Below are 12,657 nucleotides of genomic sequence, written 5' to 3' on the forward strand. Positions count from 1 at the left end.
AGAAGTCTAAATTTCTAAACAAGTCCCACAGAAAATGATTAATAAGCGCCTTTTAATTAAAAATCTACTCGCTCATAATGATGAGAGCAGTTTTTATGATAAAAAGAGGCAGTTGAATCTTCATTCACGAGAAGGGAAGGGGAAGTTCTTAAAACACATTTGCGCATTATCCAATTCTAATCCAAATAATAATTCTTATATCGTTGTTGGTGTCGAAGATCAGGACAACGAAATTGTTGGAGATGATTTTTTTGATGACAGCCGAATTCAGAATCTAGTCAATGCTTTTTTAGAAAATCCTCCAAAAATCCAATACGAAAACGTTCCTTTTCCAAATCTTCCAAAAGACAAAGTAATCGGTTTGGTCACTATAAAACCTAAAAGCAAAATCTCTTACTTTAAAAAAGGAATTCATACCATTCTTGCTAATAGTGTTTTTGTAAGGCGTGGTAGCAATTCTACTCCTTTAGAAGAACATGAGGAAGTCGAGAAAAATTATCAAAATACGGAAACGGTAATCGGAATTGAAAATAGTTCTCGAAATAGTATTCAGTATACTTTAGACGGCGTTATCGATTTTATGAATTTCAGGCACAAAGATATGTCGCCGAAATATCGAGTCTTTAAAGAATTGTTTGTGATTTGCTGGGCTGGAGTTGGAAAAAAATCTCGAGATAAAACATTTCTTTCCAGAGTAGATATTGAATTGATTAATGAACAGATTAAGTTGTTTTATTCTGCGCTAGATGTAGTTACTATCGAATACAATGATGATACTTTTACCATTACAGAATATGTTCCGCTAGGGCTAAACGATAAAACAAGTTTTTATCCTTTAGAAAAACAGACTATACATTTTTTTGATAATGGATATTATAAGATTGACCGTGAAATGCTTTTTCAACCTCCAGAATTCAATCGAAAAATGCTTTATCATATTTACAATTCAAATATGGCATTGCTTCAAAAATTGCACAAAGGATTTGCTTTGTCGTCGCGAGAACTAGCAGATCTTGAAAATCTTCCTTCAACTTTTATGATTTGTTATTTGAATGGTTTTGATGAAGCCAAACAAAAACTAATCGATTCAAAATTATTACTAAAGCCTTTTCCAGCTGTTTATTTGTCTTTTAAAGAAGCGCTCCGAGTTTTGAGAAAGATGAAATATGATGTGCAGTAAAAAAAGGTGCAAAGATACAAAGTAACAGAGATACAAAGGTTTTCTGTAGAGACGCACTGCAGCACGTCTGACCCAAGGTGATTTTTTGGTTTTTAATTTTTAATGGTATTTTAAATATTGGTTTATTTCATCATACTGAAATAAAATTTCTTTTGGCCCATCGGCGTATGATGCGGCTTCGTAGGAGTTGTAATATAAAAGTAGGCCTTCTTCAGTATAAAAAATATTCTGAGGCAAGTGAAATTTGTCGTTTTCAAACATTAAGCCAGTCGCATTGATATTAGCTTTTGCTGGAATTTTGTATTTCTCGCGGAATTTTTTTTCGGCGAAAGCCATAAATTCTTTTTCATTATTAAACAATTGATCCGTAAAGATTGTTTTGCCGGTTTTTGGATTGAATAATAAAGATTTAAAACCTTGATATCCGTGTGCGCCTCCGGTAAAAGTATAATGGTCAATTTTTATATTTAAAATTTCATCAGAGTGAAATTCTACATTTCCAATGATTTTTCCTTCCCAACCAAAAGTTTCGTTTGGAAATTTTTTATGCATTTCTTCATACGAATCAATAAAAGATTGCGCTAGTATTTTATAATCGGTTGCCTTTGCAGGATCTTCACCAAAATAAACAATTTCTTTGACAACTGAAAAAACCTTCTTGTTGATGCTGTCTGCGGTGATTTTTGCATTTTTTGCAATTGGAACTTCAATTGTAATTTTTGGACAATCGCTTTTGCAAGGAAGGGCAGATTCTTTTTCAAATGTTTCATTGTCAAATGAAAGCTCTTTGTTACAACTTGTGAATATCAAAAACAAAAAGACTAAAAAAGTATAATGTTTCATATATGTAAAAGTTATTTGTTAATTGATCATACGCTGGATCACAATTTATTTGTGAGGTTTTGCTTTTGCAAAGTTCTAGCTAGTAGTGTTTTCAGCTCAAAAAAGTGTTAATTATATACAAAGGTAAGAAGTTGTGTCAGGATTAGAATAAATTAAACGGTAAATTTGTACAAGATTTAAGGATTTAAAATTTGTAACTATATGAAATTCAATACAAAAGTAATACATGGTGGTCAACATCATGATCCAAGTACAGGAGCTGTGATGCCTCCGGTGTATCAAACTTCAACCTTTATTCAAACAAGCCCGGGAAAACCTTTAGCAGATTATGAGTACAGCCGTGCTTCGAATCCAACTCGTACAGCTTTAGAAAATGCTTTGGCAAGTATTGAAAATGGTACTCGCGGATTGGCCTTTTCGTCTGGATTGGCAGCGACTGATTGTATTTTAAGATCATTTAAAGCTGGTGACGAAATCATTGCAATGGATGATTTATATGGAGGAACATATAGAATGTTCTCGCGAATTTATAAAGATTCAGGAATTAAGTTTCATTTTGTTGATATGACAGATATCGAAAAATTGAAATCATTAATCAATGAAAATACAAAATTGATTTGGGTAGAAACACCAACAAATCCGTTGATGAAATTGGCGGATATTGAAGAAGTTGCCAAAATCACAAAAGCAAACAATATTTTATTTGCAGTCGATAATACTTTTGCAACACCATATTTGCAAAAACCGTTGGATTTAGGAGCTGATATTGTGATGCACTCTGCAACAAAATATTTAGGAGGACATTCTGATGTTATTGCAGGAGCTTTAATTGTTAAAGATGAAGCGTTAGGTGATCAATTGCATTTTCAGCAATTTGCAACTGGTGCGACTTTAGGGCCAATGGATAGTTTTTTAGTTTTAAGAGGAATTAAAACACTTGCATTGCGAGTTCAAAGACATTGTGAAAATGGAGAAAAAGTGGTGGAGTTTTTAAGCAGTCACCCAAAAATTAATACGGTTTATTATCCAGGTTTAAAAAATCATCCTTTTCACGAAATTGCTAAAAAACAAATGAAGGCTTTTGGCGGAATGGTTTCGTTTACTTTCAAATCTGGGAAAAAAGAAGATTCTATTGCTTTTTTAGAGAAATTGAAAGTATTTACTTTGGCAGAATCTTTAGGCGGAGTGGAGTCTTTGGCAAATCATCCAGCTTTGATGACGCATGCTTCTATTCCTGCTGACAAAAGAGCTGAAGTTGGTATTACTGACGATTTGGTAAGGCTAAGTGTTGGTATCGAAGATGCAGTAGATTTAATAGCCGATTTAGAACAGGCATTAGCTTAAGATATAAGCAAAATAAAAATCCCAAATTCCAAGATGATTAAAATTGGAATTTGGGATTTTTTATATTTTAATTATTCTAGATTTAGAATTCTAAGTAATAGATATATCCAAAGTTGAACCACACTTGCCAGTCGTTCGATTTGTTTTCTTTATAAATGTCTTTATTTGGATTCAAACCGTCAATCCAGTCATTGCTGTACATCTTAAAACGAGTTTCAAACATTAAATCACTCATTGTTGTCAGTTTATAATGAACACCAACTCCTCCGGTTGCAGCTACAACAATTCCGTCTTCTGTAGAAAATCCGTGTGCTCTTCCATCTGAGGGCGTTAAATACTTTCCTATAGTTACATTTGGAAGCGTCATGTCACCTAAATTAGAGCCTACTTTTGCAGAATAATAATCTACTTGAAATCCAAGGCTCAAATACGGACTGAAGCTACCAACTGTGTTTTCGAAATCATGTATTTTGATAAAAGAAAACTCTAATTGAGATCCTATCCCTACCGTAGTTGAAGTTGCCTTCATGTTTTTAAGCATGTTAACAAATACCGTTTCTGGTTTTTTGTCAACCCATCTTCCAAAATGTTTAAGTTCAGTATGGCTAAATGAAAGCTCTGATCTTACTTTAAAGTGTTCAGTAAAAAAGCTTTCATGATTATTGGCGGCTGAAAAGTTGATGAAGTGCATAACTCCCATCCCAAATCCGGTGTTTCCGATGTTAGTGTCAAAGTTGTTTCTCTGACCAAAATCAGACTGCAGTGTTACAGGTCCTGCGAATATTCCTATTTCTTGTGCAAGATCAGATTGAGCATTTGCAACAGTGCTGATGCCAAAAATGGCAAATAGCGTGATAATTACGGGTTTGAGCATTGTATTTGGGCTTTGAAATCTAGGCAAATATATAAAAAACCTTGTCTAAACAAAATATTAAATACGGCTATTAAAAAATTAGTAACAAAACACTTAATTTTCTGACTTTAAGTGTTGTGATTTGATGTAAAATCGGAGGCTTAAAATTGTATTTTTATTTTTGTTTAGAAATAACACAATTCTTTTCTAAAAACGAAAAAAAATAACAATTCATCATTGTTTTGCCTTATCTTTGCTTGTTGATACGAAAACGTTTTCTTAAAACTTTTTTGTAGGTTAATTTGATGTTAAGCTAAAAACTATTATTTGAATAATTTATTTAAAAATGGAACAAAAAATAAATGAATTTATGGCTCTAGTGGAGTCAAAAAATCCAAACGAGCCAGAATTTCTTCAAGCTGTTAGAGAATTTGCAGAAACAGTTATTCCGTTTATTGCAGAAAGAAAAAAATATGATGGGAAAAATTTACTTCTTAGAATAGCTGAGCCTGAAAGATCGGTAATTTTTAGAGTTCCGTGGGTAGATGATAAAGGAGAAATCATTGTAAACAGAGGATTTAGAATCCAGATGAACTCTGCAATTGGACCATATAAAGGAGGAATCAGATTTCATCATACAGTAAACTTATCAGTTTTAAAATTCTTGGCATTTGAGCAAGTTTTCAAAAACAGTTTGACAACGCTTCCAATGGGTGGAGGAAAAGGAGGTTCTGATTTTGATCCAGAAGGAAAATCTGATGGTGAAATTATGCGTTTCTGCCAATCATTTATGACAGAATTATGTCGTCATATTGGTCCAGATCTTGATGTACCTGCAGGAGATATCGGAGTAGGCGCAAGAGAAATTGGTTATTTGTTTGGACAATACAAAAGAATCAGAAATGAATTTACAGGAGTTTTAACTGGAAAAGGTTTGGCTTACGGAGGTTCATTAATACGTCCTGAAGCTACAGGATATGGAGTTGTGTATTTTACAGATCAAATGCTTCGTACAATTGGGCATGAAATTAAAGGAAAAAGAGTTGCAATTTCTGGATTTGGAAATGTAGCTTGGGGAGTTGCCTTAAAAGTAAATGAACTAGGAGGAAAAGTAGTTACACTTTCTGGTCCTGACGGTTATATTTATGACGAAGAGGGAATTTCTGGAGAAAAAATCGACCACATGCTTGAAATGAGAGCTACTGGTGATAATAGAGCAGAAAGATATTTGGAGAAATATCCAAACGCAATTTTCCATAAAGGAAAAAGCCCTTGGGAAGTAAAAGTAGATATCGCAATTCCATGTGCTACTCAAAATGAATTAAATGGTGATGATGCTAAGAAATTAATTGACAATGGTGTTTTGTGTGTAACTGAAGCCGCGAATATGCCTTCTACATTAGATGCAATTAAACTTTTCTTAGATAATAAAGTTCTTTTTGCTCCTGGAAAAGCGGCTAATGCTGGTGGTGTTGCTGCTTCTGGATTAGAAATGACTCAAAATTCTATCCGTTTGAACTGGACGAGTGAAGAAGTTGATTTAAGATTAAAAGACATTATGGTTGGAATTCACAATCAATGTAAAAAATATGGCGCTGAAGAAGATGGCTATGTGAACTACGTAAAAGGAGCAAACATTGCAGGATTTGTTAAAGTTGCCGATGCTATGCTTGCACAAGGTGTAGTGTAATTTTTAGTTATAGTTTTTTTGAAATGTCTTCATTTGTCATTGACAATTGAAGGCATTTTTTTTATTTATAAAAAGAACAAAAAGCAAATACTTCTGTTTGTGTTATATTTGCTATCTGAACACATAAAATAATGAGAGGAAAGTTTCTGTATATTTTGTTTTTAATCCTGTTTCAATTTAGCTTTTCGCAGAATAAATTGTCATGGCAGGGTTATTTCTCGTTTAACGAAATAAAAGATATTTCAGAATCTTCAACAACCGTTTATGTGGCTTCAGAGAATGCTTTGTTTTCTAAAAATGCTTCATCAAATACGGTTAAAACCACCACTACAATTGACGGGCTTTCAGGTCAGACTATTTCGGCGGTTTATTATAGCGAGGCATTTAAAAAAACAATTATTGGTTACGAAAATGGCTTGATGATCGTAGTAAATGAAGCCGATGGAAGTATGCTAAAAATAGTTGATATTATCAATAAACAATTGGCGCCAAATCTTAAAAAAATCAATCATTTTATGGAACATAATGGGTTGGTTTATGTTTCCTGCGATTTCGGGATTGTTCAATTTAATTTAACGACTTCACAATTTGGAGACACTTATTTTATTGGTGATAATGGTGCCGAAATTAGTGTCAAGCAAACAGCCTTTTTTAACGGATTTATTTATGCCGCAACTTCCAGCGGAATAAGAAGAGCAGATATCACAAATCCAAATTTAAATGATTTTAAGCAGTGGACTGTTGTGAATGCAGGAAACTGGTATGGTGTAGAAGCGTTAGATACAGAGTTGATTGCCGTAAATAATTCGGGCTATGTGCATCGATTCAATTCAAGCGTATTTGTAGGTTTTTCGCAATTGCCACAAACGGCTGTTGATATCAGAGCCAAAAATCACAATTTGTTTATTACGACTGCAAATACAGTTTATGTTTACAATAATCAAATGGTTCTGATTCGACAAATTGCAAACACGCAGGTTTTAGATAATACAATTAATTTTACTTCTGCAACTGCAGTTGGAAGTTCGATTTATATCGGAACAAAAGAAAAAGGGTTGTTTTCATCATCGCTTTCAAATAGCGCCGCTTTTATTAACGATACACCTTCTGGTCCGGCTCGAAATAATGTTTTTTCTATGGATGTTACTCCAAGTGTGCTTTGGACGGTTTATGGAGATTATGACACCTATTATAATCCGTATGATTTGGATAGTTATGGTGTCAGTAAATACAATACTTCAGGCTGGCTTAATATTCCATATTCCGATGTTTATAATGCGAAGTCAATGACCAGAATTATTGTTAATCCAAAAAATGAAAAGCAAGTTTATGCGAGTTCTTTTTTCTCTGGATTATTGCGAATCGATGATGATGTTCCGAATTATTTGTATAATGAAAAAAACAGTGGTTTAGAATCGATTACTACTGAAGGTCCAAATTACATTGATGTTCGTATCAATGCCACAGCTTTTGATAAAACCGGGAATTTGTGGGTGACAAATAGCCGAATAAAAAACGGCTTGAAAGTTTTAAAAACGAATGGACAATGGGGAAGTTATGCCATGACGTCAATTTTAGATGATGCTCAAGCCAGTAGTTATGGTGCAATTCTCGTAGATCGAAACAATGTAAAATGGATTGCGACAAATCGCGATGGTGTTGTTGGTTTTAATGAAACAAATAATACGTTCAAAAAAATGACTTTTGGCGCCGATGCAGGAAACCTTCCAGTTGCCGATGTCAGAGCGCTTGCAATTGATAATAAAAATCAACTTTGGATTGGAACAACAAAAGGATTGCGCGTTTTGTCGAATGTGAGCAATTTTCAGAATGAAAGTCAGCTAAAAGCAAATCCGATAATTATTATGGAAGATAATTTAGCTCAAGAACTTCTGTATGAGCAATTCATAACTTCTATCGCTGTTGACGGCGCAAACAATAAATGGATTGGAACAAGTGACTCTGGAGTTTTTATGGTTTCGCCTAATGGTCAGGAAACGAAATATCATTTTACAAACAGCAATTCGCCTTTGCCAAGTAACGCTATAAATGATATCAAAATCAATAGCACAACGGGTGAAGTCTTTATAGCAACCAACAAAGGAATGATTTCTTTTGGCGGAATTTCAACGGAAGCCAATGAAGATTTGAATAATGTGTATGTATATCCAAATCCAGTTCGTCCAACGTATTCCGGAACCGTAAAAGTTGCTGGGCTTTTGGATAAAGCCAATATTAAAATCACAGACATTGAAGGGAATTTAGTTTACGAAACAACTTCAGAAGGGGGGACAATTGAATGGGACACAACTGCTTTTGGAAAATATAAAGTTTCTTCAGGCGTATATATGATTTTTATTTCGGCGCAAGACGGCAGTGAAACAAAAGTCAAGAAAGTTATGATTATTCGTTAGTATTCAGTCGCAGTTTTCGGTCACAGTCTCAGTTTTTAGTTTTGGATAGGGATCTAAAATCTAAAATCTACAATCTAAAATTAAAAATGCTCGTAAAAACCAAAGCCATAGTAATCTCCTCTTTAAAATTTCAGGAAAAAAGCTTGATCGTAAAATGTTTTACACTTTCAAGCGGACTGAAGTCTTATTTTGTGCGCGATGCTTTTTCGAGCCGAAAAGCAAGTCAAAAGATTGCTTATTTTCAGCCATTTTCGATTTTAGAAATCGAAGCCGTTCATAAAAACAAAGGAACGTTGGAGAATTTCAAGGAGATAAAAAGCGCTGTTCCTTTTCAGAGTATTCATACTGATATTGTGAAAAGTACAATGGTGATGTTTTTATCTGAAATGCTTCATTATTCCATTCAGGAAGAAGAAAAAAACGAACAACTTTTCCTCTTTTTAGAAACCGCTCTGACTTGGCTGGATCATCATGAAGAAATTTCCAATTTTCATTTAATTCTACTTTTAGAAATCACAAAATATTTAGGTTTTTATCCCGATGTTTCAGAAATAAATTTGCCTCATTTTGAAATGATTGATGGTGTTTTTACACATTTTTCTGGAGTGAATACGCTTTCAGAACACGAAACAAGTTTGCTTAGAAAACTACTCGATTTGAAATTCGATAATGATCAAAAAGTCTTTCATGTTTTAGAAAGACAAATTCTTCTAAAAATTATAATTGATTATTACAGTCTTCACCTAGAAGGATTCAAAAAACCTAAATCTTTAGAGATTTTAAAAGAAGTTTTCTCTTAAATCAATTAAAACGACAATATTTGTTGCGGAATCTACTCGAAATTTCCTGAAATCGGTCTTTTTTCCGTTATATTTTCTCTATTTTACTCAAAATTCCTTACTTTCGCACCTCGTTTAAGAAAAGGATAAAATGAGTACAAAATTTACTGAATACAAAGGACTTGACTTACCAACTGTAGCGTCTGAAGTTCTTGATTTTTGGAAGAAAGAAAATATATTTGAAAAGAGTGTGACAACTCGCGAAGGTGCTGAGCCTTTCGTATTTTTTGAAGGCCCACCTTCAGCAAACGGATTACCTGGAATTCACCACGTAATGGCACGTGCGATTAAAGATATTTTTTGCAGATATAAAACTCAAAAAGGCTTTCAAGTAAAAAGAAAAGCTGGATGGGATACTCACGGTTTGCCTGTTGAATTAGGAACCGAAAAAGAATTAGGAATTACAAAAGAAGATATTGGCAAGACCATTTCGATCGAAGAATATAACGAAGCGTGTAAAAAAACCGTTATGCGTTATACTGACGTATGGAATGATTTGACCGAAAAAATGGGGTATTGGGTTGATATGGATGATCCATATGTGACTTATAAACCAAAATATATGGAGTCTGTTTGGTGGCTTTTGAAACAAATCTACGATAAAGGTTTGTTGTACAAAGGTTATACAATTCAACCATACTCACCAAAAGCAGGAACAGGATTGTCTTCTCACGAGGTAAATCAGCCTGGAGCTTATAGAGATGTTACAGATACTACAATTGTAGCGCAGTTTAAAACTTTACCAGAAACGCTTCCAAGATTTTTACAAGGTTTTGGGGATATTCACATTTTAGCTTGGACGACAACTCCTTGGACATTGCCATCAAATACCGCTTTGACAGTTGGTCCAAAAATCGATTATGTTTTAGTTAAAACTTTCAATCAATATACTTTTGAGCCAATCAATGTGATTTTGGCTAAAAACTTAGTTGGAAAACAATTCGGAAAAGGATATTTCGTAAGTGAAGATGACGCTGATTTTGACAATGTTAAAAACGGTGATAAAAAACTTCCATACAAAATCTTAACCGAAGCAAAAGGAGCAGATTTAGTAGAAATCCGTTACGAGCAATTATTGCCTTATGTATTGCCATATCAAAATGCTGAAAATGCATTTAGAGTAATTTCAGGAGATTTCGTTACAACAGAAGATGGAACAGGAATCGTGCATACAGCGCCAACTTTTGGTGCAGATGATGCTAAAGTAGCAAAAGAAGCGAAACCAGAAGTTCCGCCAATGTTGGTTCTTGATGAAAACGGAACAGCAGTTCCTTTGGTTGATTTACAAGGAAAATTCACTTCTCATGTTGGTGATTTGGCTGGTAAATACGTTAAAAACGAATATTACGATGCAGGACAAGCTCCAGAGAAATCTGTAGATGTTGAAATCGCTATTCGTCTTAAAGAAGAAAACAAAGCTTTTAAAGTTGAAAAATACGTGCACAGTTATCCACACAGCTGGAGAACAGATGAGCCGTTATTATACTATCCATTAGATTCGTGGTTTATTAAAGTAACCGACGTAAAAGATAGAATGTTCGACCTGAACGAAACTATCAATTGGAAACCTAAATCTACTGGTGAAGGACGTTTTGGAAATTGGCTTAAAAATGCTAACGACTGGAACTTATCTCGTTCTAGATATTGGGGTATTCCTTTGCCAATTTGGAGAACAGAAGATAAAACAGAAGAAGTTATTATCGGTTCTGTTGAAGAATTGTACAATGCAATCGAAAAATCAATCGAAGCAGGTTTCCAAAAAGAAAATCCATTTAAAGGATTTGAAATCGGAAATATGTCTGAGTCAAATTATGATTTAATTGACTTGCACAAAAATGTTGTTGATGCCATCACTTTGGTTTCAGCTTCTGGAAAACCAATGAAGCGCGAAAGTGATCTAATCGACGTTTGGTTCGATTCTGGGGCAATGCCTTACGCACAATGGCACTATCCTTTTGAGAACAAAGACAAAATTGATGGAAACAAAGATTTTCCAGCGAACTTCATTGCCGAAGGAGTAGACCAAACACGTGGATGGTTCTATACATTACACGCTATTGGAACTTTGGTTTTTGATAAAATTGCATACAAAAATGTAGTTTCAAACGGTCTTGTTTTGGATAAAAATGGAATTAAAATGTCTAAGAGTAAAGGAAATACCATAGACCCATTTAAAACCATTGCAGAAAATGGTCCAGATGCTACACGCTGGTATATGATTATGAATGCAAATCCGTGGGATAACTTGAAGTTTGACCTTGAAGGAATTGCTGAGGTTAAACGTAAATTCTTTGGAACACTTTACAATACCTATTCGTTCTTCTCGTTATATGCAAACATCGACGGATTCAAATATGCTGAAGCTGAGATTCCGTTAAACGAAAGACCAGAAATCGATCAGTGGATTATTTCTGAATTACATTCGTTAATCAAATTTGTTGACGAATGTTATGAAGATTATGAGCCAACGAAAGCTACAAGAGCCATTTCTGACTTCGTTCAGGAAAACTTAAGTAACTGGTACGTTCGTTTGTGTCGTCGTCGTTTCTGGAAAGGAGAATATGCAAAAGATAAAATTGCAGCTTACCAAACGCTTTATACTTGTTTGCTTACAATCAGTAAATTAAGCGCTCCAGTAGCTCCATTTTTTATGGATAAATTATACAGAGATTTGACATCATCTACGGGAACCGAGGATTTTGCTAGTGTTCACTTGGCTGAATTCCCGAAATTTGTCGAAAACTTTGTTAATAAAACGTTAGAAAGCAAAATGCAGAAGGCTCAAACGATCTCATCTTTGGTTTTATCACTACGTAAAAAAGAGATGATCAAAGTTCGTCAACCTCTGCAAAAGGTAATGATTCCGGTACTTGACGATAATCAGCGTGCTGAAATCGAGGCGATTTCTGACCTTGTAAAAGCCGAAGTAAACGTGAAAGAAATCGAACTTTTAGACGATGCTTCAGGTATTTTGGTAAAACAGATTAAGCCAAATTTTAAAGCTCTTGGACCACGTTTTGGTAAAGATATGGGTCTGATTTCTAAGGAGATACAAGGCTTTTCTGCAGATCAGATCAACCAGCTGGAAAAGCAAGGAACGCTAGATATTGTTATTTCTGGAAATAATGTAACTTTATCATTAGAAGACGTCGAAATAACATCTCAGGATATTGAAGGTTGGCTGGTTGCAAATTCAAACGGAATTACGGTTGCACTTGACATTACAATATCTGAAGAATTGAAAAATGAAGGTATCGCGAGAGAATTAGTAAACAGAATTCAGAATATCCGTAAAGATTCAGGATTTGAAGTTACTGATAAAATTAAGGTACAGATAAAGAGAGACAGCATTTTAGAAGATGCAGTTTTGAAAAACTTAGACTATATTAAGTCTGAGACACTAACAGATGATTTGGTTTTTGTGGATACTTTAGAAAACGGCACAGAAATTGAGTTTGATGATATTAGAACAATGATATTAATTTCAAAATAAG

Annotated in this window: 8 protein-coding genes; 6 read left to right on the top strand and 2 right to left on the bottom strand. The window is 34.2% G+C overall.

Translation table 11 applies throughout. The features are described 5' to 3' along the window. Positions 1-34: 34 nt before the first annotated feature. Positions 35-1,180, top strand: coding sequence for an ATP-binding protein (locus EYY60_RS07260; protein ID WP_132988720.1), 1,146 nt, complete (start codon positions 35-37; stop codon positions 1,178-1,180). Between the two features lie 99 nt (positions 1,181-1,279). Here EYY60_RS07260 and EYY60_RS07265 read toward each other — a convergent pair whose 3' ends face one another. Next, positions 1,280-2,023: a DUF3298 and DUF4163 domain-containing protein gene (locus EYY60_RS07265; protein ID WP_132988721.1), complete on the bottom strand. Its 744-nt coding sequence runs from the start codon at positions 2,021-2,023 to the stop codon at positions 1,280-1,282. A 201-nt stretch (positions 2,024-2,224) separates the two neighbouring features. Here EYY60_RS07265 and EYY60_RS07270 point away from each other — a divergent pair, with 201 nt between their 5' ends. Further along, positions 2,225-3,367 (top strand): cystathionine gamma-synthase, encoded by a 1,143-nt coding sequence (locus EYY60_RS07270; protein ID WP_132988722.1) that lies wholly within the window; start codon positions 2,225-2,227, stop codon positions 3,365-3,367. 82 nt (positions 3,368-3,449) lie between these two features. On the opposite strand, the gene EYY60_RS07275 is transcribed toward EYY60_RS07270, so the two are convergent. Next, the gene (locus EYY60_RS07275) at positions 3,450-4,241 is read right to left on the bottom strand and encodes a THC0290_0291 family protein (protein ID WP_132988723.1); all 792 of its coding nucleotides are present in this window, start codon (positions 4,239-4,241) and stop codon (positions 3,450-3,452) included. 325 nt (positions 4,242-4,566) lie between these two features. Between EYY60_RS07275 and gdhA the strand changes: the two genes are divergently transcribed. From gdhA to ileS, 4 genes are all read left to right on the top strand, one after another. Continuing rightward, entirely contained in the window at positions 4,567-5,910 is a 1,344-nt protein-coding gene (gdhA, locus tag EYY60_RS07280; protein WP_132988724.1) for an NADP-specific glutamate dehydrogenase, read from the top strand. Between the two features lie 131 nt (positions 5,911-6,041). Beyond that, positions 6,042-8,324, top strand: a complete 2,283-nt coding sequence (porZ, locus tag EYY60_RS07285) for a type IX secretion system anionic LPS delivery protein PorZ (RefSeq protein ID WP_132988725.1) — start codon at positions 6,042-6,044, stop codon at positions 8,322-8,324. 86 nt (positions 8,325-8,410) lie between these two features. Continuing rightward, positions 8,411-9,124 (top strand): DNA repair protein RecO, encoded by a 714-nt coding sequence (gene recO, locus EYY60_RS07290; RefSeq protein WP_132988726.1) that lies wholly within the window; start codon positions 8,411-8,413, stop codon positions 9,122-9,124. A gap of 130 nt (positions 9,125-9,254) precedes the next feature. Continuing rightward, the gene (gene ileS, locus EYY60_RS07295; protein ID WP_132988727.1) at positions 9,255-12,656 is read left to right on the top strand and encodes an isoleucine--tRNA ligase; all 3,402 of its coding nucleotides are present in this window, start codon (positions 9,255-9,257) and stop codon (positions 12,654-12,656) included. Position 12,657: the final 1 nt, after the last annotated feature.

It is taken from the genome of Flavobacterium zhairuonense, from assembly GCF_004352915.1.
Taxonomy (GTDB): domain Bacteria; phylum Bacteroidota; class Bacteroidia; order Flavobacteriales; family Flavobacteriaceae; genus Flavobacterium; species Flavobacterium zhairuonense.